The sequence below is a fragment of the Lentibacillus cibarius genome, from assembly GCF_005887555.1.
GTDB classification, from domain to species: Bacteria; Bacillota; Bacilli; order Bacillales; family Amphibacillaceae; genus Lentibacillus; species Lentibacillus cibarius.
Genome location: NZ_VCIA01000001.1, coordinates 318,436 through 344,560 on the forward strand (window position 1 = coordinate 318,436; position 26,125 = coordinate 344,560).

Consider the following 26,125-nt stretch of genomic DNA (forward strand, 5'->3'; position numbering starts at 1 on the left):
TTCAAACGTTGCCACATTCCCGTATGTCAGCTTCCCGTTGACTCGGCTTATATGAATTCGTGTATTTGTTTATTCGTTCAGCGAGTTTGCTGTTGCGTTTAATAATTTGGTTATTTGCAATAGCTGTATTTAAGGCTTTTTTTGTTCCAATAAACACCAATTTTTCTGTTGCACGTGTCATAGCAGTATATAATAAGTTTCTTTCCAACATCATATAATGACTTATCGTAGCAGGAATAAGCACAATCGGTGCCTCACCGCCCTGTGCTTTATGGATCGTAATAGCATAGCCCAGATTCAATTCTTTTGTCTCTGTTTTGGTATATGTGATTTCTTTACCAAAGTAGTCAATTTCCATAATGTCAATAACGTTTCCATCATCATCTGTTTTTTGCCTAAATCCGGTAATAACACCCGTATCGCCATTAAAAATTTGCTTCTCATAATTATTTTTCACCTGAATAACTTTATCCCCAAGACGGAAAAGGCTCTTACCTATTTTCCATTCTTGTTTCATTACGTCAGATGGATTAAGCTTTTCTCGAAGCATTTCATTTAAAATTTCTGTGCCAACCGGACCTTTTTTCATCGGACTGAGAACTAGAATATCTGATAGATCATAACCTAATTCTTGAAAACGACTCGCACTTCGTACAAGTAACGCAGCAATTTTCTTTGGATATTGCTGAACCAGAAAATAGAAATCGTCTTTTTCTTTATCAAAGACAATTGACTTGCCCTGATTAACGCGGTGAGCATTTTTGATAATTTGACTTTCTTGTGCTTGTCGAAATACCTCAGTCAGCTCTATTGTTGGCAGTCCGGCTTGAATCATATCACGCAAAACATTCCCCGGACTGACGGATGGTAATTGGTCAATGTCTCCCACAAATAACACTTTTGTTTGGTCATTAAGAGCCTGTATCAGATGACTGGCTACTTTAACATCCACCATAGACATCTCATCCACGATTAATAGGTTGCATGGCAATGGGTTATCCGGATGATACTCCGGCCATTCACCCTGCCGATAACCGATCAGCCTATGAATTGTTGACGCATCCTGTCCAGCCACTTGTGATAACTTTCTGCTTGCTCTACTTGTAGGTGCTGCAAGGCGTATGATATGCTTGGGATACATTTCCTTATAAATATCTATCATGGCCCGTACTACGGTTGTTTTCCCAGTACCGGGCCCACCTGTCAGTATAAGGAGCTGTTCATCAAATAATTGTTGAATAGCTTCCCGCTGTTTTTCGCCGAGAATCATTTTCTTTCTTCTTTGATACCAATCGATACATTTTTTCACAGTAGGCATGCCTTGCCCATTTCGAAAACGTCTCATTTTGGAGAGTTTTCGGCCTAATTGTTGCTCATGGTTATGCAGGAACTTTGGGAATATACAACCGCCCTCGTTGACAATCATTTTTTCTTCTGTACACATTAAGCTATCTTCCAGCTCATTCATGGTGACCATCTCAGATGACGTGACATTATGGTTCAATGCCTTTTTCGTTTCTTCCAGCAATTCCTGTTGAGATATATACGTATGTCCAGATTCAAAGCATTGTTTTTGCAGTACATACTGCAGACATGCTTCAATACGATAACTTGATATCGGCATAATTCCCATGCGTTTGGCGATCTCATCTGCTTTCAAAAAGCCAACCAAATTCAGCTCAATCAATTTATACGGGTTTCGTTTAATGGTTTCGATGGTATTCGAACCATATTCCTTATAGGCCCGTAAAGCCATATTGGCGGTTATACCATAGGTGAGCAATTCGGATACAACCTTCTGTACCCCGAAAGTATCCATCACACTATCCACAATCTTTTTGGCCCGCTTCTTCCCTATGCCTTTTATTTTTAAGAGACAGAATTCACGTTCTTTTGCTATAACGTCCAACGTCTGCTTACCAAACGTCTGAACAATCTCCCCAGCCTGCTTTTTTCCACATCCCTTTATAATCGGTGATGAAAGAAACGCAAGAATCTGTTCTTCGGTCTGTGGAATCGGACGTTGCCAACTCTCCACATCAAACTGCCTTCCGTACGTTGAGTGTGTTTCCCAAACACCCCAGACTTCCACTGTCTCTCCTTTTTCTACTCCATATATATTGCCCTTTATTTTCATTCGTTGTTCATTGGATTGCATCATGGCAATCAGAAAATCGTCATTTCTATATAGCACTTCGGTAATGGTGCCTTTTATTAGAATCATTCCAAAACCACTTCATGCTTCTGAATCCATCGTCGTAAACGATGAATAAAATCAGAAGAAGAATATTTGGCTGGGACGGCACCTTTGGCTTCTTGATATATGGCATAGAAAAGTGAAACAGGCATCGTAACAGTTTTTCTTTTATTTTTAACCCATGCCTTAATCCGTTCAATTATTGGATAAGACGATGGTTTCAAGTCGTTTATTTCTTGTTCCAAATCTGTATCCATGTCATCCATTGTACGTAACAGTTCTTTTTCTCTTTCCGTACCTACACATTCATTTGCTTCATGAAGAAGATTCTCTTCTTTCTTTTTGGACTCCTGATAACTTAGGATTTCATCAAACTGTAATTCTACTTCAGCTGACATAGCTACCTCTTTTAAAAAGGCACTGACTTCCTGCTCAGGAATATTCATACGACTTGGAATCCCTGATACTTTCGGAATCGAGACCATCATATGATATAAATGGCTCGGCAAATAATGAAAATTATTATCCAGTTCTAATAAGATATACCCTGGGAGTACACTGCTAATTTTCTTGGAGTCATTTCGGATATTTTTTAATTTCGATGTTATTGCTTTAATTTGCTCCCGGTACTCTTCTTTTATATTTATGGATTTGGAATCATGATGGTCTTGTATGTGTTCATATGCTACACGCAAATTACTTAAGCTGACTTGCAGTCGTTGAGAGTATAGATGATCCGATATGTCTGAGGATGTTAATTCATGGGGATGTAGTTGATCAGTTTTTGCACTCACTATCTCAGTATAAGTTTCCATTGCATAAATTGATTGAACACCTTGATATCCAGTTCGGGATAATAATTCCGTCATCATTTCCTTTACTTCTATTTCGGAACCAGTACGTACCTGAATTGCAAAATAAGACATTACACTCACCTCATTTCTTCGTTACCTCATCCAAATGTTTTTTGGGAGTTTCCGTTAGCTCTTTAACCAATACGCAGTTATCCCTTATACACTTAAAACTTAAAGCCCTAAATACTCATAAGAGTTCCATTGGCTGGCTTCCGAATAACCTGTTTTGGCGATTGACCAGGATGTACGTTTAGCTTCATCTTCTCTCTTCTTTGTTCTAATATTCGCGGAATAGATGTCTTCATGAAGAAATGTTTCATTTCTTCCATTGTTTGTTCACTTATATTGGGTTGAGTTATTTCTTTCAATTTTCTCCTCCCTTAACTAGATTTTAATTCTACTAGTGTTCCAAAAAAAATATAATCAATCGGAAATTTATAAACTTCTTGGATTTTTCTTTGCTGATTCGCCGTAAGATCACCAGGATATTTTTCCCACTTAACCAATGTACTGTGGGAAATCCCAAGCTTTTTGCACGCCTGTTCAATAGTCAATCCAGCATTAACCCTAGCTGCTTTTAATGTGATCTGTGGCATCTGCTGCATCTTGTTACCTCCTTTCTGTTTTCTACAATACTAGAATTTAATTCTATAGTAAATGCGACTTTAGAATTAAATTCTACTTTTATTGCTAAAACGTTTGAAACAGTAGAATTAAATGATAGAATAACATTAAACGGAGGGGGGGTGAACTTATATGAGTGAAATGGAGCGAATAATATCTGAAAACATTAAAACATTATTGAGGAAATACAATGTAACCCAAAGTGATCTTAGCAAAATTGCAGGTGTATCAGAATCGACGGTTGGTAAATGGATACTACAAAAGTCAACACCACGAATGGGTGCCGTACAAAAGATAGCGGATCATTTCAAATTGCCCAAGAGCTACATCTTAAATGAAAAACAGCCGGAAAACTTATATGAAATTAATAAGGAGTTTTCATATGTTCCAGTTTTAGGAACAATTGCTTGTGGTGATCCAATCTATGTAGAAGAAAACTTTGAAGAATACCGCACTGAACCAAAACAAAATTTACCAATTGGAAACCTTTATTACTTAAGAGCAAAAGGCGATTCAATGGAGCCAACCATTCCAAGTGGTTCGATTGTATTAATTCGAGAGCAAAACGATGTAGAATTAAATGAGATTGCAGCGGTTCTTGTAAATGGAGACACAGAAGCAACCTTAAAAAGAATTTCAAAACAAAATGGAACTGTTTTTCTAATGCCCGACAACCCAAAGCATCATCCAATTATTGTTGATGAATCAAATCCGGCTAAAATAATAGGAAAAGCAATTCGTTACACACAGGATTTATAAGCATTTGGCCAAATGTTTATGAAAGGGCGGTTAAACTAACTGCCCTTTTAATTTAAAACGAGGTGATAACAATGATAGCAATTTATTTAAGAGTGTCTACACTAGAACAAGTAAAAGATGGCTACTCTATAGATGCCCAACGCGAACGATTAGTAGCTTTTTGCACCGCTCAAGGTTGGAATGACTACAGATTTTATGTTGACCAAGGTGTATCAGCAAAAGACACCGAACGACCTGAATTAAAACAAATGTTCAAGGATATTAAAAAAGGTAAAATATCTATGATTCTTGTGTATCGATTAGACCGCTTTACTAGAAGGGTTATTGATCTCCATGAAATGCTAGAAGAAATGGAAAAATATAATTGTAAGTTTAAATCAGCAACGGAACCTTACGACACGACAACAGCGATGGGAAGAATGTTTATTACAATTGTTGCTGCACTTGCCCAATGGGAAAACGAAAACCTTTCCGAACGTATTAAAATGGCTTTAGAGGAAAAGGTCTCAGGTGGTGAACGTGTGGGGGGTGTACCATACGGATTTGATATGACAGAGGATAGAAAGCTAATTAAAAATGATAAGGCACCGATTGTACTAGATATGATTAATAAAATTAAGTCTGGTATGTCTGCGATGGCACTAGCTGATTTTTTAAATAAAACAAATAACGATAAACCAGTATGGAGAGCACAAACTGTATTACGAATCCTTAAAAACCCTGCTCTTTACGGTGCTACTAGATGGAATGATAAAGTCTACGAAAACACCCATGAAGGAATTATAAGCAAGGATGAATTTATGAAGTTGCAGCTCATATTGAACGATCGAACCCAACACCGTAGACGAGATGTTACGAACACGTATATATTTCAAGGTGTCATAGCTTGTCCTAGCTGTGGTCATCCCCTATCCGTTAATCGGTATATACGAAAACGGAAAGATGGATCTGAACATCAATTTGCTATGTATCGTTGCCAACCTTGTGAAAAAGAAAAGAAATTTACTAAAAGTATAAATGAACATAAAATAATTGATGCTCTTTATGACTACATGAGAAACGTAAATATAGATAACATCGAAACCATTGAAGATACCAGCGAGTCAATTTATACGGATCAACTCAATCAAATTGAAAAGAAAAGGGAAAAATATCAGAGGGCCTGGGCATCGGATTTAATATCAGACGACGAATTTAAAAAATTAATGGATGAAACCAAGGAAACGTTTGAGTACTTAAAAAAGAAAGTCAATGAATACGAATACCCTGTTGTTGTAGATAAGGAAGCATTGAAGCAGATTGTGTTTACATTCAACGATAATTTTAGACTGCTTACTCTTGATGAAAAAAGAGCGTTTGTCTCTACATTTATCCGTAAAATCGAGATTCAAGTTATACCGCAACCACCTAAAAGACCAGATAAATCCAAGCGTGGCCTCTATTCAATAGAGATTACAAACGTCGACTTTTATTGATTGTTATAGTTGTATTTACATAACGAGCCCAACAGGAAGTGGCAAAACAACGACATTATATACGCTACTGCAATCGATTCTTGAGGAAAATTCCTTTCAAACCATTACACTTGAGGACCCAGTTGAAAAGGACATTGACGATATCCTACAAGTACAAGTAAATGAAAAAGCGGGTATTACGTATCAAACAGGGCTAAAGGCTGCTCTTCGGCACGATCCTGATATTATTATGATTGGAGAAATCAGGGATCGATTCACAGCACAGTTTGCATTTGATGCTTCACTAACAGGTCACCTTGTACTGAGTACACTACATGCAGGAAATGCTCAAGGTACTATTCAGCGCTTATTGGAAATGGGAATAACCAATACTGACATGAAACAGTCATTAATTGCAGTAGCTGCACAGCAACTGATCCCGGTTAGTACCAATCACCAAACCACGAGGCGTGCTGCCATTCTGGAAATGTTGGATGGCACTACGCTTGAAAATGTTTTAGACAGTGGAGGTCTACAGTCGACGGACCACTTTCACACTTTTGATCACTTACGAAAGAAGGCTTTTGCACATGGATTTATTTCGGATAAAACGTTTTGGGCTTTCGGCAGCCAAACGTAAAGCACCTAGCAAAGAGCTGCAGTTACGTTTTTTACACCGCCTGGCCAGATTGCTAAAAAATGGTTATGCCTTAATCAGGGCCCTTGAAATTATTCAGTGGGATAAACAGTTGAAATTACTTGCCACTTCGGTTATTTCGTCACTTAAATCCGGTAGCCCATTTGACGAAGCGCTTGAATACGCCCGTTTCAGTCCCGTTGTCACATCCTATTTGTATTTAGTCCGTAATAACGGTGACATGGTAACAAACTTGGAGAAATGTATCACCATGTTTGAACAACGATTTGTCTACATGAAAAAGTTCCAAGAAACGGCACGGTATCCATTAATCTTACTTATTGTGTTTACTTTCCTGCTGTATTTTATCAAACAATCCATCCTGCCTACGTTTCTGGATTTTTTCCAGGGAGCTCCGGAAACTGTATCGACCTTCATGCTTGCGATAACATTAATTGATACGATTGGTTATTTTTTCATCGGTTTCTTGTTCATTTTGGGTTTAGGATTTGTCATATGGCATTTAAACAAATCAAAGATTGACATTGATAAACAAATAAGACTGTACACCCTAATCCCAATCTACCGACAATATAAGCAAATGCAAATCTCATTTTTATTCGCCATACACATCAGCTCCTTATTAAAGAGTGGCCTTTCTATAAGAGAAGTTTTGATTAATATGTCGAAACAGAAAAAACAACCCATTCTTGCCCACTATGCTTCCTTGCTTACTAATGAATTATCGCATGGAATTTATGTAACAAACTTGTTGGCAAACTTACCGCTCATTGATAAGCAGTTATCCATCATCTTTCAGAAGCATTCGGACGTACAAGCGTTGGAGAAAGATTTGACCGTTTATAGTGAACTACAGACCGAAGAAACGCATCGTAAAATCATGAAAACAATTACTTATATACAGCCCATCTTCTTTGTCATACTTGGTGGAATGATTGTTACCATTTATATTTCTCTCATGTGGCCAATGTTTCAGCTAATTAAAACCATTTAACAATAAAATTAAATTCTAATCAGTGGGGATTCAACACCCGGACTTATTATTGGGTTTGATTCATAGGATAAGACGAGCTTAGTCTACTCTTCCAATCCCCACTGATTGTGAGTGATTCGATTTACAGATGGTTGTCAGTTGTATGCAAAACAAAATATTACCTAGCTCATTTGTAGAACAGGTTATTTTTTGATTATGTCCAAATAAACGGTGTTTGCTGATACACAAAATAGTTCAGCCAATTGGAAAACAATAAATGCGAATGCGAACGCCATGTATTCAGTGGCCGTTCATTGACATCGTTATTCGGAAAATAGTTTTGCGGCATATCAACATCGATCCCTTTTTCCAAATCCCGTGCATATTCGTCAGCAAGCGTTGTGGCGTCATACTCTAAATGTCCCGTGATCATGATATGTTTCGCATCTTTTGACATGGCCATAAATGTTTCGTTAGCAAATGTTGTCGCCAGTAGATTCAGTTCCGGATGCTTAACAATCGCATTTGTCGGGACATCAGTATAGCGGGAGTGCGGTGCATTAAATACCTCATCAAAGCCGCGCAACAATCTGTTTTTCGAATCCATTAAACGGTGCTGGTAAATACCAGAAACCTTTTTCGGCAATGCAACCTTATCAATACCGTAATGATAATACAACGCAGCCTGTGCGCCCCAGCAAACATGAAGGGAGGATGTGACATTTTCTTTGGACCATTCCATAATATCGATTAATTCCTCCCAGTAATTCACGTCCTCGAACTGGAGATGCTCAATAGGTGCACCTGTAATAATCATCCCGTCAAAACGACGGTGCTTCACGTCCCCAAAAGTTTTATAAAAATTATCGAGATGATATTCACTTACTGTTTTTGCTTTGTGTGTGGCCATGCGCAAAAACGTGATGTTAATCTGTAACGGTGTGTTACCAAGCAGACGCAAAATTTGCAGCTCTGTTCTTTCTTTCTCAGGCATCAAATTAACAATCAGTATATTTAACGGACGAATATCCTGCGAAACAGCACGTCCCTCATCCATTACAAATATCTTCTCTTCTTTCAGCGCATCACGTGCTGGCAAATTCTTTGGTATATTAATTGGCAACTTATTTCTCCCCTCTCCAATTGAACCTAGCCATAAGTTCATATTAATACATTGTTACTGGCATTTTAACTTAACTATACACCTTTTCACACTTCACCGGTAAAAAAGTCGTGGATTCTATCCCATCTTTTAAAAGTTTAAAATAAATTGAAAAAAAAGAAGGACTTTAGCAAATCATGTCGAATATAAGCTTGTAAAGGAGGTGAATAATTTATCAGACACAGCTTCTAAAATCGGAACAGCTTCTCCTCGATACCATTAGTTCAAATCTTCGGATATTCCGTTTTCCCCTTTTGCTGACCATGCAACTGACCATCTTCGGGTACTTGGCACTCGCATTCACCACAAAAACATTCCTCAGCTAGTTAGAATTACCGCCTATGTATTACGATTTTACATCAGGAATGAATATAGGTGAAGTCCGAAAACTCTAAATTCCATCTATCATTCATGAACTTAAGGACAGTAGCCACTTAGCACTCCGTTGAACAAACTACCACAAAGCCATACGCAGGCTTATTAACTGAATTCACCTGCAAGATCTTATACTCTTTCCTTGAGAAACTTTTCCTTGTAAAAATTGAAAAAATTGGGAGTAATTGGATTGAATTCATGTTGTTCACAGGTCCAAACGGCAGCAGCAAAACGACGACGGTGTCTGCAGTGTTGCAGACTATCCCTAGCGAAGATTGAGACAATCATGCTCGATGAACGGTGGAAAGATTACTTCCGGAGAACTAAAGGCACATGAAAAGCCGAGATTGCGCAAAGTCGTGGAAACCATGTACAACAATCAAGCATCCTTAGCTGGATGACTACTGGCGTTTATGTTCCTCGTCCTACCGATGTTCCAGTTAATCAAAACTATTAACGATAAAAGGAGATGTATTTAATGTTTACCAATCAAAAAGCATTTACATTAATCGAAATGCTGATCGTGCTGATGATTATATCGGTATTGGTCATGCTGCTCATACCAAATCTTGGTGATAAAAGTAAAGAGGTGAATAGAAAAGGGTGTGATGCCCTTGTCACCGTTGTCCAAGCCCAGGCCGATGCATACTACATCGAGACAAACAATTACCCGGAAACAATCGGTGAATTGAAGAAAGAAGGTTATATTACGGATGACCAAACCAAGTGCCCTGATAACAAAACAAATCTAATCATTGACACTGATGGTAATGTCTCTCGCGACGGCGACGATGAACAATAAAAACGGATTCACATTGGTCGAGATGCTGTTTGTCCTTGCTGTATGGTCGGTGTTAATGCTACTAATAGTCCCCATACCCCTTCCCTTATTGAACGAGAAAACGGAAGAATATTTTCTGGAAACACTTGAGATGGATTTGCTATACACGCAAAGTATGTCTTATAACTCCAGGACGAATTATATGCTCATGTTTCCTGATGACCGTACTTATGTGATTAAGCAAGGTGGTTATTCTACTGTAGATAGACCCGTTGTGAAACGTAAATTGCCTGACGGATGGAAGATTCAGGATCGGTTAATGTCAGTGATTTCATTTAATCAAAAGGGAACCATTCTTAAACCTGGCACATTTGCCATTAAAACATCATCCAGCACATATAACATTGTTTGCCCATTAGGTAAAGGGCGGTGTTACATTGAAGAACAATAAAGGATTCACGTTAATCGAAACCATTGTTGCAACAAGTCTTGTCATGATGGTGATCGTATCACTCATTCCTGCTGTAAATATTTTATCGAAAGAAAGGATGAGTTTACAGCAAAAGCGAAGTATTAGCAATGAGTTGCACAGTGAGCTGCAATCCTATGTATGGACTGATCGTCACCCCAGACTTCCTGTCCATTTTGTGAAAGAAATAAAAGGGGTACGTGCTGTGTTTTCCTTTACTGCAGAAAGAGAGCTTTTGAAAGGATGTGTGACTTGGACTAATGCCCAAAAAAGAGAAGAAAAATTATGTTTATATGGATATCCGGCCAAATGAAAAAGGTTTTACATTTATCGAATCGCTACTAACAATCAGTATCCTTTTAATGACACTCCCTTTTATCGGGTATGTTGTAAAAGGAACGGATTTCGCGACCGACTATAAACCATTAGCAGTACAACAATTTTTTTACTTTTTAAGAGATGAAGTAATTAGGTCACCCGATGTAACAATTCAATCATCGAAATTATTGCTCCAGCAGCAGAACGGCACAACCGCTACCATAATAAAACATGGTGACAGGGTAATCCGAAAAGTTGATGGGAAAGGCTTCGAGATTTTTTTACAGGATCTACGGGGGGTTCGTTTCAATCGGGTTCCATATGGTGTGCGTGTGTCAATCATAACTACAGATGGGAATCAGTATGAAAAAGATATTATCATCTACCGCTGAACAAAAGGGGTTCATCCTCCCTTACGTCCTTTTCTTCATAGCCATTGCGTTCATTGCCATCACGTTCAACGTTAACCTGTATCGTGATGAGGTCCAAATCACCAAGAACCAAACAGAACAGTTAAAAATCGAAACATTGCTGCAAATGGGACGGACACGTTTTAAAGACGAAGTTGCAAGTGATACTGAGATACCCAATCCAGTCGTTTATCACTTCCCGGTTGGAAACGTTAAAATCCGTTATGCTGAACCGCACGAACAAAAATATCACCTTTATATTTCCATCCAAACAGATACGTTCGCTACATTAAGCATAACTAACCAACTGCGGATATTAAATGAATAAATGTCTCCCAATGTGTCAAACTAAGGATGCCTCTAAGAAGATGTGTACAATTTTCAACAAATGTTCCACCGCCACCACTTCTCTGGTGTTTTCTACTATAATGAAAGTAACAATCTTAGTGAGGTGATTTCGGTGGAACAAACGTTGAAAGTTACGAATGTAATGAGCGATCCGACTAGATACAACATTTATCAATACATGATTAAACACCACCGCAATGTTAGTGCGGCTGAAATAGCAAAAGCCTTTGAAATTCACACAAATGTGGCCAGGTTGCACTTATCTAAACTTGAGGATGTCCACATGGTTGAATCCTATTCTGAAAAAACCGGGAAAGGCGGACGTCCAAGCAGACGCTATCACATATCGGATGAAGTAATTGAACTTAACTTCCCATATCGAGATTATAAATTGCTTTCGTCCATAGCGATAGAATCATTTGCTGAACTTGGGGAAGCCGGACAGCAGGCATTGTATAACACAGGTAAAAAATATGGTACAAATATAATTAACAGAGATCAACAGGGGCACACATCCATTGAGCTTACTACAGAACAAAAGCTGTATATTTTGGAAGATGCTGGCGATATGCTTGGTATGTATCCCGAATTTCATTATAACGAGGCACAAAATATGATTACGTTCACCATTAAGAACTGCCCGTTTAAGGAAATTGCCCTTAATAATCAGGCAACGATTTGTCATATGCATCATGCCTTTTTGAAAGGAATGCTTGAAGCATTATTTGAAGATATTCAACTCTTGGAGACAGAAAACATGTTTGAGGGCTGTGAAAATTGCTCATATCTGGCAAAACTTGCAACTGTTTAACTAGATTCATTTACATTATTCCATTCGTCGTTTATAATAGCCTTGATAAGGTTACCTAAAGGAGGAGGAAAACATGGATCGAATGTTTCGCGTCCTTGCCTTTTGGACAGGTATTTTCACCGTCATGTTTTATGTAGGAGACATGCATAAGACGGCCGTATTATTCCTTGTTCAAACGGCATTTTTCCTGACAGTAAGCTATCTGAAATTATCTGAGCGCATGTATATGTATTTATTCGGAGCTTATTGTACATTATTTTTTGTTGGATTCACTTGGTATTCAGAATTTATATTAGTGCCAGGATTCGAATAATATTCCTGGTCAATCGCAACAAAAAACCCTGTCTACATACAATTGGGACACAGGGTTTTTTATTTTCTTAGTTTTCATTATTGACAAATTATTAAATTGTGTTTATACTATAAAAGTAGCTTAACTTTTATCCCTAACCAACAAAAGAGCAGAGCACATCCCCCCAAAAATGCCGGCCATAATAATGGCCGGCATTTTTCTGTTTACCTTCATTTTCGTGCTATTAAAAGACAACGAAATACAGATTAAAGTGTAAAGAAAGGATTCTGCCGCTTTTCGTTGCCGATTGTTGTTTCTGGGCCGTGACCGGGATAAACAGTGTAAACGTCAGGTAGCTGATACAGTGACTCACGTATACTCCGTTCTAGCTGTTTTATGTCACCACCGGGTAAATCTGTACGTCCAATGCCCCCATTAAATAATACATCCCCACTGACGATAAAAGATGCATTATGAAACAGAAAGCTTACACTTCCTGGTGAATGACCAGGTGTATGAATCACTTCAAAAGAAAACGTTCCTATCTGAAGGTTTCCCGGGACAAGTGAATATTCTGCTGTTGCTGTAGTGATTTCTGTTCTCATAAACGTCAACGAACCATTTAAGACCGGGTCCTCCAGCCATGATTGTTCACTGGCATGCAGATAAACATCGCTTCCGAAATAAGATCTCAATTGACTTACAGCACCGATATGATCAAAATGTGCATGCGTCAGTAGGATGGCTTCAGGTGTTACGCCTACATCATTCAAATAATTGACTATAGTTTCAAAATCCCCACCCGGATCAATAATAAGTGCCTCCGCCTTGTCGCTTACAATGTAGCAATTCGTGCTCAACGGCCCTGCAGGAATACATTTAATTTGCATCGTTACGTCTCCTTTAAAATTGATCAATAAATTGAAATGGATTTATCTCGACAAAACTTATTTTATACTATAAAATAAGTATAGAAAATAGTTAAGTACATAATAATACAGATAACTTTCTAATGCGTTTTACTTATAAGGGAGGGTGTGTAACAAATGGTATTAGGCATTATCTTTTTGCTTGTTGCTTTATTAGCAGTTGTATCTGTCATTCGGCAAATACGGATTAAAAATTTATTTGCCCTAGCTTTTTCAGCATTGGCTGTATTAGTCTTTGGATTTTTCTCCATTGCAACGATTATAACAGAATTAGGTATTATATAAAAAACGAACTATTCCAGTTCGTTTTTTTCATTCGCATACGAATCATAAGCCCCCCGTTGGTTGAAATATGTTTATCAGTAATGAAATCACCATTTCTGGGTGCGATTCATGCTATAGTTGCCCTGCATAAAAAGTGACACACTTTCCTCAGGGCTGCTTCAGCCTCCTCGGCAATTAAGAAATTAAGATTAACTTCACTAAGTTTAAAATTCAATCTTTTCTTTTTTGTTTCACTAAAAAGGCGGCACCAATGATACCGGCGTCATTCCCTAACTGTGCTTGTTTTATTTCACACGCATTGCTAATTCTCCCAAGTGCATATTGCTGAAAAGAAACATTAATCTGACGGATAAATGTTTCTCCAGCCTGAGCCACACCACCGCCAATAAGGATTTTTGCAGGGTTAACAACTAGGGCGGTATTAGCAAGACATAGTCCAAGAACAGAAGCAGTATGTCTGATTATCTCACTGCAGAGCTCGTCACCTTCTTCGCTAAGCTCGAAAATATCTTTCGCGGTAACCTGCTGATATTTTCGGTAATGTAATGTCAGTGGGGTTTCGTCATTTGAATCCATCTTTTCCATTGCTTGACGAACTATTCCAGTAGCAGATGCGATTGTTTCAAGACACCCTCGGCGACCACAGTTACACGGATGACCTTCAGGCTCCACCGTCATATGCCCGATTTCCCCGGCAGTTCCATTCGTACCACTTAAAATGCTACCATTGGATATGACTCCGCCGCCAACACCTGTACCAAGCGTGACAGCTATCAGATTTTTCGCTTGATTACCGGCACCTTTCCAGTTCTCACCAAGCACTGCAAGATTGGCATCATTTTCTGCAAATACCGGTAACCCGGATAATTCCTCTAATTGTTTGACCAATGGGACATTCCTCCAGTTAATATTGACAGTCTGGTAAACGTAGCCCGATTCACTGTCAATAAAACCTGGAACACCAACACCAATTCCCAAAATATTCTTTTTTGATATATTCAACTCAACGATTTTTTTATAGATCGATTCCCATACATCAGAAAGAATAGCGTTACTCTCATCATTGGTCAATATAGACCATTTATTCAATATATTCCCATTTTGATCGACCATTCCCAATTTAATGGAAGTCCCACCAATATCAACGGCAATCAAGAGATTAGCCATCATCCGTTCAACCCCTTTTCATCACGAAGGCGTGATGCCTCTTCCCGTAGAAGTAGCAAGGCCATTTGATATTCTTTCGTATCAATACACTGTGACTGGTACAATTCTTTTATCTCATCTTCCATCAATTCCAAATCTGCCAACCTGTCACCTACATAGATCACTGTTCCAAATCGTTTCAATAACTGTCGTACATCATAAATCGTTTTCATTTAAATCACCGTACTTATTATACCAAAGGAAAGACAGATAGGGAATGGTTTAGAAACCTCGGTATTTGTCCCGGATTATCATTTATACCATCTAACTATGATTTAGAATCAGTTTATCATCTTTTGAAAAATAAAAGCCCCCCACTTCAGACTGATAAGTGGAGGGTAAAATAAAATGCAGGATAAAATTGTAAAGGTCTCAGCGATCCGGGTCTTGTGGGTTCAAAAACACAGGTCTGCGGTTTTTAAGCGGAACTGGTGAACGGATAAACATGCCCCGGAATGCCCGGTAGGAAAATGGAATCAACGGCCAAAAATAAGCAGTCTGAAATGCTGACATGCGTATGAGATAAAGTAACCAGAATGTAATACCAACCACATAGCCTATTGCACCGAAAATTCCGGTAACTGCCAGGAGAAAAAGCCGAACAAGCCTATTTGCCAAACTCAATTCGTAACTTGGTGTTGCATATGTTCCAATCGCGGCAATAGCCAAATAAAGAATAACCTCATTGGAAAACAGACCAACTTCGACTGCGACTTGTCCGATCATAATGGCCGCGACAAGTCCGAGTGCTGTGGCTAGTGATGACGGTATATGTACCGCTGCCATCCTAAGCATATCAATTCCCAGTTCGGCCAAGAAAAACTGCAGTAAAAGCGGTAGCGCCCCTTCTTCATTCGGACCTATAAAAGAAATATTTGCTGGAAGAAAGTCCGGGTTAGTGGATAACAAATAATACAGCGGCAAAAGAAGAATAGATGCAAACACTGCGATATAGCGTACAAATCGTAAATAAGCTCCAATAACCGGCTTTTGCCGGTATTCTTCTGCATGCTGTAAATGGTGCCAAAAGGTTGCCGGGGTAATCATTACACTTGGCGAACCATCAATAATAACGAGTACATGCCCTTCATATAAATGAGAGGCTGCAGTATCTGGTCTTTCCGTGTAACGTACTGTGGGATATGGGTTCCAATGCCGGCCGCTTATAAATTCCTCTACAGTTTTTTCAGCCATGGGCAATCCATCTGTATCGATGTCTTGTAATACACCTTTTAGATCCTCTACCCGATCCTGGTCAGCAATATCTTCCAAATAACAGACAGCAACATCCGTCATAGAACGACGGCCTATTTGTAAATATTCCATCCGAAGCGAACGGTCTCGCACTCTTCTTCTTGTCAGAGCAGTGTTGAACACAATTGTTTCGACGAAGCCGTCTCTCGGCCCACGGGTAACTCGTTCCAAATCCGGCTCATCCGGTGATCTGACCGGATATGTCCGGGCATCAATCATAATGACTTCATCGATACCTTCAACAACAAGTGCAGCAGGTCCACCAAGAACCAAGTCCGAAGCCTGGTTTAAATCTTTTACATGATCGACTTCGATATACGGAATATAGGTTTTAAACAACTTTTCCAGTGGATCCGGTTCAAGCTGCTCCGGCTCAAGATCTGCCAGTAATTTCATAATATAATGCAGAATTTCATCTTTGGCAAATCCATCAATTAAGAAAAGTGCCATATTTCTACCGGCATATTCCAAATCCAAATGGATAACGTCAAAACTCTTTTCAACAGCCAGCCTTTCCTTCATATAGGAAACATTTTTCGCATATGAAGAAAATACCGGTTGTTTTTCTTTTTCCATCCTATCACCTGCCATGATTTAAATGTGTTTATGGCAATTTTGTTGGCTTTTTTACTCTTTTCATGGACTGTCCTAGTTTATACAGGCGTATTATTTCTATACATAAATATATAACGGGTATCATACAAATTTCGTTAAGTATACTCGCCATGTTTTAACCACAACTAAACCTTTAAGCTGTCCCTAAAGGATGATCATGATGAAAAAACGATTATTGATGTTGGCAATTGTTCCCGTACTTTGTATAGGAATCTTCATTTATATATGGCAAACATCCACTAGCCCGGCCATTACTTATTTCGAGGAAGATAAGGAAACAAACTACCATAAGACAAGCACCTATCTTAAACTGCTTTCTGAAGAGTCGAGGGACTCTTATGAAGTTGGGTGGAATAGTCAATCAGTTAGCGAACGTGAATTATATTTACGGCAAGATGTCTCATTACTGTTTCATAACGGAAGATTGCGGGGGGTAAAATCAAAATGGAAAGAAAATGCCAGCACTATCAAGCTAAAAGAAAAAGTCACCGGCGAAGACAGCAACTATTATCAGGCAATAACCTATCATCATGGAGAAGTCCATTATCCTGATGACCGGATTACATCCATTCAGCAAATGTCATATGATCAGTTATACGTCATTGATTCACCAAACACAGCACTGCGATCATTCAAAAAAGCGGAATCAGATTTTGAATATGAATGGAAACGTCTGTTAAGGCATACCACCCAGCAGCAATTGGCCTATTCGTGGAACCAGCTAATGGAACATTTTCAGGTTGACAAATCATCATACAGGGCGGTCCCACTAACAGCTCTTAAGCGATTTAATCAAGAAGCGCTCCCGTCGTTCACACCGGCCCAAACGAACCAAATTATTGGGCAACTGTGGGAAGGACTTTATAAAAATTATATTATCCCTCTTGTTACGTCAAAATCTAAATCCGAAACGTTGACAAGCTACACACCAGTTATTTTATTTGATAAACAAAAGACTCATTTAATGGTCCTATATGAAATAAATGGCGAGAAAAAACGACTAATTCAAAAATATCCTGCTTTTTAAGTGAAGGCTGCATAACCGGGGTTATGCAGCCTGTTAATTGCAGACGTTTATTCAACTGTTTCTCCTGTTATTTGTTCATACATCCGCCGAATTTCCTGTTCGTCAGGTGTAAGTTGATATGCAGTCCGAATATGCCTGGCTGCCTCTTTCTCATTACCTTTTTCAGCATACAATATGGCCAAATTATAGTGTGCTTCTGTAAATTGCTTATTCAGTTCAGCCGAAAGCTCGAGATCGTCAATCGCGGGATTGATTTTTCCCAATTGAATGTATGCATAGGAGCGCTGGAATAGTAATTGGCTTTCTAAATCACTGTCTAGATCATCATCTTTTGTAAGCTCAGTTGTGGCTGCATCAATGACCGCTTCATATTTTCCATCATCATTTAACAGCTGTGCATTCATAAGCTGATACGCTGGACTTGTTATATTGTGGTTAACCCCATAGGAAACGAGTCCGGCTGTAAATAGTACATAAAGAATAAGTGCAAGAATTTGCATAAGAGCTGTTCGTTTCCCGGGCAAATGTACGACAGCCGAAGCAATAAAACCGGCTAATAAACCACCCATATGCGCACCATTGTCAATTTGTGGAGCCATAAGCCCAAATAAAATATTGATGCCGATAATTACCAGTAGATTCATTCCTATCGTCTGAAAAAAGATTTTCTTATGAATCACACCGAAAAACAACAAGGAGCCGAATAGTCCGAACAATGCCCCGGACGCACCTGCTGATATATTTTCCGTGAACGCAAAGCTTGCCAATCCACCACCAATTCCCGCCAAAAAATAAATTAGGATGAATCGGGCGGTTCCGAACAGTCGCTCAACTATCGCTCCCAAATAATAAACCGCCAGCATATTCATGGCCAAATGCAAAACACCGATATGCAAGAACATCGAGCTAACGATCCGCCACCATTGACCATTTTCGATGATAGCCGGATTGTACTTTGCCCCGAATCGAATTAATGTTTCGGTCGATGTACTGCCTCCACTGATAGAAAGCAGTGCAAATACGAGCAAATTGACAGCCAACAAAATATACGTGAACATTGGTCTGCCATTTGTAAACAGATTTTCCATCTCCTGTTGCTTTCTGTTCTTGTCTTCAGCCAATCGTTTTAAGTAATAGTCAATACCCTCGCTCATTTCCTCCTCAGAAATCGATGCCGGTATATCTTGCAGTTTTATTTCAATTGCAGACTGCAACCGTTGTAATTCGTCATTCCTTTCCTGGTCAGACAAATAGTATACATACATTTTTATTTGGTGTTTATCTTGCAGTTGCATTGGTTTTTTTAATATTTCCCAATCATCTACGGGGGCATATGTCGCGATATAAACATTATGTATGTCAATTTGCTTTCCACGTAACAAACGCTTTATAGATTTTGTTTTTTGAAAAACTTGTGCTATATCGTTTTTCATATGATTTTTCCAATCAAAGCCACCATGATAAAGACGGACAACTTTGGAGACTTTACCGGACTTCCGTGTTAACCAAATTTCATTGTCACTGAAGTCAAGCACCTCAAAGTCTGCTGCACCAGTCAATTGGTATGCCAGATCGTACATTCGATATTTTTCTTCCAGTTCCATATTCCTTTCCTCCTCAGAGCAATCATATCAGATTTAGCCCTGTTTTTCTTTCCGGACAAATGAGCTATCCATTTAAAAAGAAGCTGTACCATGACAGCTTCTTATGAATGCGTTATTTACTTGATTGACCACCGAAGAGGCTAGGCAATATTTTTTGGCGGATTGCCGGTAAATTCATCGAAATAATAACTGCCAACCGACGCAGGAAACTGATTGCTAAAAGTGTATTCATAATGCGATACCGCCATCTAAAAATAACCGCTACAGCTGTGATTATTAATGTAACAATTGAAATGATTCTCATCCATGACACCCTTTTCTTAATGATAATGGTGTTTTAGTTATTCGCCAATTGGATAAGATTATGCATCAGGAGCCAATATAACGGTCATACCAACTCCGCGCCTGTACAGGGTCCTCCGTTCCTTGAACAAGAACCCGCCCATCTTTGAATAGCACCAAATCAAATCCTTCTGTGAAAGTAGCTTTTAGTAAAAATGGGGTACGTTGTACGGAAGCCGTAGTGGCAAGACTTTTCTCCCAGTGTTCAAGGTCTATGGCGGACTTACGGTGAATCTGAACGGTATCACGCCCACATAAAACAGTTTCTTCAGCCTTTGCCGATTTTTTCAATGATGGATAATCGCGTTTTTTGCACACCGGACAGCCCTGATCAGATGTTGATAACTTCATATCATACTGGTAGTTTGACCAAATATCAAACGTTCTTAGTGAATTCCGAAGCGCCTCCTGATTACCAGTTAAAAACTTTAGTGTTTCTGTCACCTGATGGGAAGCAACGATATCAACCGCTGTCGAAATAACACCTACCATGTCACATGTTTGTCCACCGCCTGCACCTTCATCTACAATACATCGCAGGCACGGGGTTACATTAGGAATAAAGAAAGCTGTCATTCCTCGCGAACTAACCACCCCACCATAGGAAAACGGAATTTCCTTTTGAAAACAAGCATCATTTAATAAAAAGCGTGTTGAAAAATTATCTGTACCATCAAGAACGACATCCATACCTTCCAACAAACCGTCTACATTTTCAAGTGACATATTGCCAACGATAGCTTCTATTGATACCTGACTATTTATTTTTTCCAATTTTCTTTTTGCTGCAATAGCTTTTGGCACAACTTCTATGACATCGTCCTCATCAAACAGCATTTGTCGCTGCAAGTTACTCCATTCCACATAATCGCGATCAATCAAGCGTACCTTGCCGATACCTGCGCGGACCAGCTGATTGCCAATAACCGTACCAAGGGCACCAGCCCCAACAATAAGCACAGAACTCTCCGCTAATTTTTGTTGCCCTTTTTCCTGAATCGGCTTAAACAGCATTTGTCGTGAATACCGTGTTAAATCCACCTCAATTACCTCCCTAAAAAAGTATGCCGTTTTCAGTTATTATGCTTTCGACGGGGATATCAAACGAATCAGATGGAAAGTGTTCAACAATTTGTTTTGTTGAAGCCAGCGACAGTTTTCTATTTGAAAAGTCGGTCAGAAAACGATCATAGTAGCCACCACCGAAACCAATCCGAAAACCACTATTATCAAATAGAAGACCTGGTACAACTAGTAAATCGATCATTTCCTTGTCCACCCTTTCCGTAGCATCGGGATTTGGCTCCAAAAGATCATGAAAAACCGTCTCGAGCTGCTCGTATGTATCCAAAACATAAAAATCAAGTTTTCGTTCTTTGGGCAAACATTTGGGTACACAGACCGTTTTTCCTTCCTGCCAAGCTGTTTCGATAATCGGTTTTGTATCCCATTCAAAACCTTTGGATACGGTTATGCCGATAACCTCTGCATTTTTCCATGCATCCGTTGTAACAAGATTATCTTTAAGTTTTTGTTCAATTTTCCGTCGTTCCGAGTCCGGTATATTTTTCAGTAGCGTAATCGCTTTTTTTCGTAAGTTTTTCTTATCCAGCTTAAACACCCCTTACTGACATGTATGCATGTTACTAAAATAATAAAGCTCTTGCCGTAATATGGCAAGAGCTGATTAGACCGCACTACTTCGTTTCACGGTGAAGCGTATGTTTCTTCAGACGCGGGCTATATTTCATTAGCTCCAAACGCTCTGGGTTCTTACGCTTATTTTTTGTCGAGATATAGTTACGGTCGCCTGTTTCAGTACAAGCAAGTGTAATATTTACGCGCATTTTATTTCCCTCCAAACAATAAATCTTTCTTAGCAAAGACGTTTATTATTACGTTTCAGACTTATTCATAATAGCAGACATCCGTAAAATATTCAAGAATCGACTGTTAAATTTTGATCATTTCTCTTTTTGATCATGTATGTTATAACTATAATGATGAGTGAATGGAGGGGTGAAACATGCTTATAGCGATAATTTCTGTTATCGTCATTGCAGCAGTGCTTTTGATATTGTCATTTTTTATGAACGATAAATTTGACGAGCTGGAAAGTGAAATGGAACAACTTTCTATTTCCACCATGCAGGATAACTACCAGATGAAGAAAAAAATAAAAATACTTGAAGAAGAACTGCTGACCGATGATGTTTCCGATGAAGCATTACATAATAACTGAAATGACACTTATAAAGAAAGACAGGGGAAGATGATGAAACAGCCAATCCGATTTTTTGCACTTGGTTTATTAACAGCGGGAATCATTTGCCTTGTAGCGTTTTACTTGTTTGATGCTAATCAGGAAAGTCCAGAGCTATCGACAAAAGAAATGGTCAAAAAAGTTGAATCAGAAGGGTACCATGTATTGACGGAATCTGAATATATTTCGGTTTCTGTACAATCTGATGAAGCAGACACAGAAAGTAATGACAATAATAATGAACAAAAAAGTCGTTCAGATGATACCACTGAAAACAACTCGGAAACTTATACATTGACGGTTGAATCCGGCATGACTCCATCAAACATCAGTGAAACACTGGCACAAAATAATATTATTGATGATGCAGATGAGTTCACTCAATACATGGAGAATGAAGGATACAGTAAACTTGTTCAGCTCGGAGAATTCAAATTAACAAGTGCAATGAGCCGACATGATATTGCAGAAGTCATTACAAACTAAGCTGTATTGCGCTTGCAATACAGCTTTTTGTTCGTTACAGGATTCACCAAAATACTTCGCTAATGATGTACCGTGTTATAAAGTATTTATTACTCTTCTTCTTTTCCTTTTTCCAATTCAAAGTACGCATCAAGAATACCCTTGCCAATTTCATGATTAATCGGATGCCTATTACCGGTTCCCGCTTTCGGAACAATAAGTGCAAACGCTACTTCCGGTTCATCATAAGGGGCATAACCGATAAGTGCCAAATTTTCTGCGTCATGCACTTTTTCCCCATCATCATATACGTCGGCTTCAGCTGTCCCCGTCTTACCAGCCACTTTGTATGATTTGTTGGCAAAATGGCGTGTGGCAGTACCACCAGATTCCTGGAATACCTGGCGAAAACCTTCCTGAACTCGTTGAATATAATCCTCGCTCATATCTACCCTGTTGATAACTTCAGTATTGTTGGTTTGATATATCGGGCCAAGCTCTTCACTATGTGAAATCGGGTTGTGTATCGATTTCAAAAAGTGTGGGCGCAACCGATATCCATCATTGGCAATCGTTGACACGTATTGTGCCAACTGCATCGTCGTATACGTGTCATACTGCCCGATAGCAAGGTCGAGTAAGTTTCCGGCACGCGGATCACTGCCCTCATAACCGGTCGACTCCAGCGGGAAATCAATCCCTGTTGAAACACCAAGGCCGAACTGACTGAAATAATTACGCATTTCGGCAAATGCGTCCGGGTCAAAGTCAATTGACTTACCCGGCTGATAGTTGAACTCTCCACCCATACGCATAGCAATATAAAACATATATACGTTAGAAGAGCGTCGCAATGCATCCAAATCATTAACCTTGCCTAAATCACGATAAGACTTTTTAATCGGTGTTCCTTTTATATCGATTGGTGCATCGTAAAAATAATCCCCGGGGTCAATCACACCTGATTCATACCCGGCCAGCACTGTGGCCCCTTTTACGGCCGACCCCGGACTATAGGCACTAGTAATTGTTCGCAACCCGGCATTTTTAAATTTATTTTTGTCCGAATTATAGTATTGCCCACCGGCAGCCAGTATTTCTCCCGTTTTAGGGTTCATCATCACAGCCAGCGCCGTATCCATATATCGATTCTCGTATGGCTGATTTTGAATAGCCGTCTTTAATTCCCTGCGCAAAACCTTATTTACTTTTTCCTGCAGCTCCATGTCAATCGTTAGTACAAGGTCTTTTCCACGCTGCCCTTCAAAAGCCACATCTGAATCAACAATCGTGCCATTTTTATCTGTTGTGTATTTTATTTTTTCTTTTCGGCCTCGTAAAACACTTTCATACTGCTCTTCAAGCCCGCTACGGCCGACACGATCATTCCTACTATAGCCCCTCGTCAGATAATAATCTTCTTTTTCAGCCAATATACCTTCTGATTCTGATGTTATTCGCCCTGCAAATTGGCGGAATGTATCGTTATATGGGTACGCACGCTCCCAATCAGTAGTTGCGTTAACACCAGGCAATTCATCCAAATGCTCAGCCACACGCGCAAACTCTTCAGACGTTACTTCCGGTCCCTTAATGATTGTTTGCGGAGTAAGAGCCATCGCTTTGTCCAGTTCCTTTTTGATAGCCATTATTTCAAGCTGCTGGTCGGTAAAGTTAGCAAATTTAACTTCCTCATCTTCAATCCTTTCCAGCATGGTACTATACTGTTCACCATTATCCATGTTATCAATTTCCGCATCAGTGAGCCTACTTTTTGCTGTTTTCGTATTCTCGAGGTACCAATATTCCTTTCGATTTCGTAATGTGAGTCCATACTGGCCATCATCTCCTGGATCTATTGAAATATAAGCAGCCAGTTTTTCCGCAACATCTAATCTGTCTTGTGCCTGTGTCCCTTTATCTGGTGTATAGGTTATGGCATACTCGGCATTATTCCCAACGATTAAATTTCCATTGCGGTCATACATTTTACCGCGTGGAACAGGAATTTCCGAATAATCATTTGATGTACGATCAATTTCCGCTTGAAACGTTTCCCCATTTAAAATCTGGACGACACCAAGTTGTAACACTAGCAGTGAAAACAATAAAAAAACGGCAAAAAATAGTATATTTAAACGAAAGGGCACTTGCGCCTTCTTTTTTTTCTTTTTATTAGCCATATCCGTCTCCCTCGCCCTGGAAAATGTATATGCCCATTATATCACTTTTACTGCTTGTTTCTAACAAGTATCACCGATTTTTTTCATCAGTCACAGGCTCTTTTGTTATGGATTCTTTTTTTCCGCTCGCGCCAAGATAAATATCTTTAACAAACAGATAAATCACGATATGACCTAGTCCGAAGAAAGCGAGCAAATACGGGATGATCACCTCTGCGGAAAATAACGTTATTGCAATCACAAACACCACAATTGCTGTGACCCGTCCAATATTGGCAAATACTTCACGAACAACGATATACTCAACCCGAAGTTCTTTTGCTTTCCACGCCTTTCCAATCACATCAAAGGTCATTGAAAAATATGGAACGTTAACGATCGGATAAGCAAGCCCAATAAGCCCCGCATAAATCATAAGTTTGGTATAACTGACATCAAATAAAATAATATAAATGGAAAAATACAGGATGAGTGCACCTGTAAGAATAAACTTTTTCCGCATAGAGGATTTTATCCATCTGGTTACGATAAAATAAAGCACAAATGATAAACCCGACAGGAGCAGGTTAAACATACCAAGCGAAAATTCACTGCCGGTTGCAACAAACACCCATATGGTAATGACAAAAAGAAAAATCCCTTCCCGAAGACCTTGTGCAATGTGAGCATTCAGGATTTTTCGCCAGTTCTTATTATGATTCCACTCTCCCAAGACACGCCTGAAATGAAACCGTCCTTCTGCCTGACGACGTTTCAAGAAAAAGCTGCAGACAACAGCAGCAATAAACAGACAAAAAGAGACAGTGAAAATAACTGTATATCCAATCGTCTCTTCCATTTTCGCGATTATTGTACCCGCAAGTATAGGACCAATCATACCGGCGAAAGACTGTAGAACTCCTAGAAATCCATTAAAAAAGTCTCTCGACTCGGGTTCGGTAATTTCAAATGTAAGCACATTGAATGCCAGCCAATAAAATCCAAATCCAATTCCCAATACACTGCCAAGCAAAAAATTATATGTTGCTGCGTTCTCAGCAATAAACAAGACACTCAAAAAGAACAGAGATAAACATATTACCCCTAAACGAAGTACGATAACACGGTCAACTTTTTTGGCAATCTTCCCAGCTAAAATGAATGTGATTGGTTGGAAAAGATAAATGCCTAAGTTATAAAAAGCGATAGTGCTGTAATCTCCCGCTTGACGCCATAAATACACATTAACAAAGGTATTGGAAAGAAAAATACTTAGCGAGTACAGGCCACCTATAACTAGCAGCAAAATAAGATCCCGATTAATATCCATTTTTCCCGTGAAAGCTTGTAAAGTCTTGTGCATAATCCACTGCTCCTTTTTTGTTCAGTTATAGTTTGAACAAATGAAAGCATGGTTATGTAATGACGGATATTTTAGAAAACGGCGTTAATCGAATGCTGTTATTTAATTGAACATAAAAAAACACG

Annotated in this window: 31 protein-coding genes; 15 read left to right on the forward strand and 16 right to left on the reverse strand. The window is 39.1% G+C overall.

Going from position 1 to position 26,125, the window contains the following annotated elements:
* Position 1 precedes the first annotated feature (1 nt).
* The 4 genes from recD2 to FFL34_RS01625 form a co-directional block, all read right to left on the reverse strand.
* Positions 2-2,224 (reverse strand): SF1B family DNA helicase RecD2, encoded by a 2,223-nt coding sequence (recD2, locus tag FFL34_RS01610; RefSeq protein WP_138600739.1) that lies wholly within the window; start codon positions 2,222-2,224, stop codon positions 2-4.
* Positions 2,221-3,123, reverse strand: a complete 903-nt coding sequence (locus FFL34_RS01615; RefSeq protein WP_138600741.1) for a transcription termination/antitermination NusG family protein — start codon at positions 3,121-3,123, stop codon at positions 2,221-2,223. Before FFL34_RS01615 ends, recD2 begins: the two co-directional genes overlap by 4 nt.
* Positions 3,124-3,230: 107 nt before the next feature.
* Positions 3,231-3,419 (reverse strand): hypothetical protein, encoded by a 189-nt coding sequence (locus FFL34_RS01620; RefSeq protein ID WP_138600743.1) that lies wholly within the window; start codon positions 3,417-3,419, stop codon positions 3,231-3,233.
* Positions 3,420-3,431: 12 nt separating this feature from the next.
* Positions 3,432-3,656, reverse strand: a complete 225-nt coding sequence (locus FFL34_RS01625; protein WP_199799046.1) for a helix-turn-helix transcriptional regulator — start codon at positions 3,654-3,656, stop codon at positions 3,432-3,434.
* Between the two features lie 151 nt (positions 3,657-3,807).
* Between FFL34_RS01625 and FFL34_RS01630 the strand changes: the two genes are divergently transcribed.
* From FFL34_RS01630 to FFL34_RS01645, 4 genes are all read left to right on the forward strand, one after another.
* Complete coding sequence (locus FFL34_RS01630; RefSeq protein ID WP_138600745.1) at positions 3,808-4,434, forward strand: LexA family protein; 627 nt, start codon at positions 3,808-3,810, stop codon at positions 4,432-4,434.
* Between the two features lie 71 nt (positions 4,435-4,505).
* Positions 4,506-5,909 carry a recombinase family protein gene (locus FFL34_RS01635; RefSeq protein WP_138600747.1) on the forward strand — a complete coding sequence of 468 codons (1,404 nt, stop codon included), beginning with the start codon at positions 4,506-4,508 and terminating at the stop codon, positions 5,907-5,909.
* Between the two features lie 13 nt (positions 5,910-5,922).
* On the forward strand, positions 5,923-6,528 hold the full coding sequence (locus FFL34_RS01640) for a GspE family protein (protein ID WP_318279543.1): 606 nt from the start codon (positions 5,923-5,925) through the stop codon (positions 6,526-6,528).
* A complete protein-coding gene (locus FFL34_RS01645; RefSeq protein ID WP_138600751.1) occupies positions 6,479-7,540 on the forward strand; it encodes a type II secretion system F family protein in 1,062 nt (353 codons plus the stop codon). The genes FFL34_RS01640 and FFL34_RS01645 overlap by 50 nt, the downstream gene beginning before the upstream one ends.
* A gap of 193 nt (positions 7,541-7,733) precedes the next feature.
* Here FFL34_RS01645 and metA read toward each other — a convergent pair whose 3' ends face one another.
* Positions 7,734-8,642 carry a homoserine O-acetyltransferase MetA gene (metA, locus tag FFL34_RS01650; RefSeq protein ID WP_138600753.1) on the reverse strand — a complete coding sequence of 303 codons (909 nt, stop codon included), beginning with the start codon at positions 8,640-8,642 and terminating at the stop codon, positions 7,734-7,736.
* An 892-nt stretch (positions 8,643-9,534) separates the two neighbouring features.
* Here metA and comGC point away from each other — a divergent pair.
* From comGC to FFL34_RS01685, 7 genes are all read left to right on the forward strand, one after another.
* Positions 9,535-9,858 carry a competence type IV pilus major pilin ComGC gene (comGC, locus tag FFL34_RS01655; protein WP_138600755.1) on the forward strand — a complete coding sequence of 108 codons (324 nt, stop codon included), beginning with the start codon at positions 9,535-9,537 and terminating at the stop codon, positions 9,856-9,858.
* Positions 9,848-10,288, forward strand: a complete 441-nt coding sequence (gene comGD / locus FFL34_RS01660; RefSeq protein WP_171046242.1) for a competence type IV pilus minor pilin ComGD — start codon at positions 9,848-9,850, stop codon at positions 10,286-10,288. Before comGC ends, comGD begins: the two co-directional genes overlap by 11 nt.
* On the forward strand, positions 10,275-10,619 hold the full coding sequence (locus FFL34_RS01665; protein ID WP_138600759.1) for a type II secretion system protein: 345 nt from the start codon (positions 10,275-10,277) through the stop codon (positions 10,617-10,619). Before comGD ends, FFL34_RS01665 begins: the two co-directional genes overlap by 14 nt.
* Positions 10,567-11,016: a competence type IV pilus minor pilin ComGF gene (locus tag FFL34_RS01670; protein ID WP_138600761.1), complete on the forward strand. Its 450-nt coding sequence runs from the start codon at positions 10,567-10,569 to the stop codon at positions 11,014-11,016. The genes FFL34_RS01665 and FFL34_RS01670 overlap by 53 nt, the downstream gene beginning before the upstream one ends.
* Positions 10,988-11,362: a competence type IV pilus minor pilin ComGG gene (gene comGG, locus FFL34_RS01675; protein ID WP_171046243.1), complete on the forward strand. Its 375-nt coding sequence runs from the start codon at positions 10,988-10,990 to the stop codon at positions 11,360-11,362. Before FFL34_RS01670 ends, comGG begins: the two co-directional genes overlap by 29 nt.
* A gap of 132 nt (positions 11,363-11,494) precedes the next feature.
* Positions 11,495-12,193, forward strand: a complete 699-nt coding sequence (locus FFL34_RS01680) for a helix-turn-helix transcriptional regulator (protein ID WP_138600765.1) — start codon at positions 11,495-11,497, stop codon at positions 12,191-12,193.
* Between the two features lie 73 nt (positions 12,194-12,266).
* A complete protein-coding gene (locus FFL34_RS01685; protein WP_138600767.1) occupies positions 12,267-12,506 on the forward strand; it encodes a DUF2626 domain-containing protein in 240 nt (79 codons plus the stop codon).
* 245 nt (positions 12,507-12,751) lie between these two features.
* Here FFL34_RS01685 and FFL34_RS01690 read toward each other — a convergent pair whose 3' ends face one another.
* Positions 12,752-13,375, reverse strand: a complete 624-nt coding sequence (locus FFL34_RS01690) for an MBL fold metallo-hydrolase (protein WP_138600769.1) — start codon at positions 13,373-13,375, stop codon at positions 12,752-12,754.
* Positions 13,376-13,531: 156 nt separating this feature from the next.
* On the opposite strand from FFL34_RS01690, the gene FFL34_RS01695 reads away from it, so the two are divergent.
* Entirely contained in the window at positions 13,532-13,699 is a 168-nt protein-coding gene (locus FFL34_RS01695) for a DUF2759 family protein (protein WP_138600771.1), read from the forward strand.
* A gap of 210 nt (positions 13,700-13,909) precedes the next feature.
* Here FFL34_RS01695 and FFL34_RS01700 read toward each other — a convergent pair whose 3' ends face one another.
* The 3 genes from FFL34_RS01700 to FFL34_RS01710 form a co-directional block, all read right to left on the reverse strand.
* Complete coding sequence (locus FFL34_RS01700) at positions 13,910-14,869, reverse strand: ROK family glucokinase (RefSeq protein ID WP_138600773.1); 960 nt, start codon at positions 14,867-14,869, stop codon at positions 13,910-13,912.
* Complete coding sequence (locus FFL34_RS01705) at positions 14,866-15,078, reverse strand: YqgQ family protein (RefSeq protein WP_138600775.1); 213 nt, start codon at positions 15,076-15,078, stop codon at positions 14,866-14,868. The genes FFL34_RS01700 and FFL34_RS01705 overlap by 4 nt, the downstream gene beginning before the upstream one ends.
* A 199-nt stretch (positions 15,079-15,277) precedes the next feature.
* A complete protein-coding gene (locus FFL34_RS01710) occupies positions 15,278-16,735 on the reverse strand; it encodes a spore germination protein (protein WP_138600777.1) in 1,458 nt (485 codons plus the stop codon).
* Positions 16,736-16,934: 199 nt separating this feature from the next.
* Here FFL34_RS01710 and FFL34_RS01715 point away from each other — a divergent pair, with 199 nt between their 5' ends.
* Complete coding sequence (locus FFL34_RS01715; protein WP_138600779.1) at positions 16,935-17,801, forward strand: hypothetical protein; 867 nt, start codon at positions 16,935-16,937, stop codon at positions 17,799-17,801.
* 47 nt (positions 17,802-17,848) lie between these two features.
* Here FFL34_RS01715 and FFL34_RS01720 read toward each other — a convergent pair whose 3' ends face one another.
* From FFL34_RS01720 to rpmG, 5 genes are all read right to left on the reverse strand, one after another.
* The gene (locus tag FFL34_RS01720; protein ID WP_138600781.1) at positions 17,849-19,405 is read right to left on the reverse strand and encodes a rhomboid family intramembrane serine protease; all 1,557 of its coding nucleotides are present in this window, start codon (positions 19,403-19,405) and stop codon (positions 17,849-17,851) included.
* A gap of 112 nt (positions 19,406-19,517) precedes the next feature.
* Positions 19,518-19,709 (reverse strand): hypothetical protein, encoded by a 192-nt coding sequence (locus tag FFL34_RS01725; RefSeq protein ID WP_138600783.1) that lies wholly within the window; start codon positions 19,707-19,709, stop codon positions 19,518-19,520.
* Positions 19,710-19,774: 65 nt separating this feature from the next.
* The gene (locus FFL34_RS01730) at positions 19,775-20,788 is read right to left on the reverse strand and encodes a ThiF family adenylyltransferase (protein ID WP_234031400.1); all 1,014 of its coding nucleotides are present in this window, start codon (positions 20,786-20,788) and stop codon (positions 19,775-19,777) included.
* Between the two features lie 13 nt (positions 20,789-20,801).
* The gene (locus FFL34_RS01735) at positions 20,802-21,368 is read right to left on the reverse strand and encodes a 5-formyltetrahydrofolate cyclo-ligase (protein WP_318279492.1); all 567 of its coding nucleotides are present in this window, start codon (positions 21,366-21,368) and stop codon (positions 20,802-20,804) included.
* Between the two features lie 76 nt (positions 21,369-21,444).
* On the reverse strand, positions 21,445-21,594 hold the full coding sequence (rpmG, locus tag FFL34_RS01740) for a 50S ribosomal protein L33 (RefSeq protein WP_138600785.1): 150 nt from the start codon (positions 21,592-21,594) through the stop codon (positions 21,445-21,447).
* A gap of 179 nt (positions 21,595-21,773) precedes the next feature.
* Here rpmG and FFL34_RS01745 point away from each other — a divergent pair, with 179 nt between their 5' ends.
* Positions 21,774-21,989 carry a hypothetical protein gene (locus FFL34_RS01745; RefSeq protein ID WP_138600787.1) on the forward strand — a complete coding sequence of 72 codons (216 nt, stop codon included), beginning with the start codon at positions 21,774-21,776 and terminating at the stop codon, positions 21,987-21,989.
* A 30-nt stretch (positions 21,990-22,019) separates the two neighbouring features.
* Positions 22,020-22,496 (forward strand): hypothetical protein, encoded by a 477-nt coding sequence (locus FFL34_RS01750; RefSeq protein ID WP_176960559.1) that lies wholly within the window; start codon positions 22,020-22,022, stop codon positions 22,494-22,496.
* A gap of 89 nt (positions 22,497-22,585) precedes the next feature.
* Here the strand turns inward: FFL34_RS01750 and FFL34_RS01755 are convergent, their stop codons facing one another.
* Both FFL34_RS01755 and FFL34_RS01760 read right to left on the reverse strand, forming a co-directional pair.
* A complete protein-coding gene (locus FFL34_RS01755; RefSeq protein ID WP_138600791.1) occupies positions 22,586-24,658 on the reverse strand; it encodes a peptidoglycan D,D-transpeptidase FtsI family protein in 2,073 nt (690 codons plus the stop codon).
* Between the two features lie 70 nt (positions 24,659-24,728).
* Positions 24,729-26,000, reverse strand: a complete 1,272-nt coding sequence (locus FFL34_RS01760) for an MFS transporter (RefSeq protein WP_138600793.1) — start codon at positions 25,998-26,000, stop codon at positions 24,729-24,731.
* Positions 26,001-26,125: the final 125 nt, after the last annotated feature.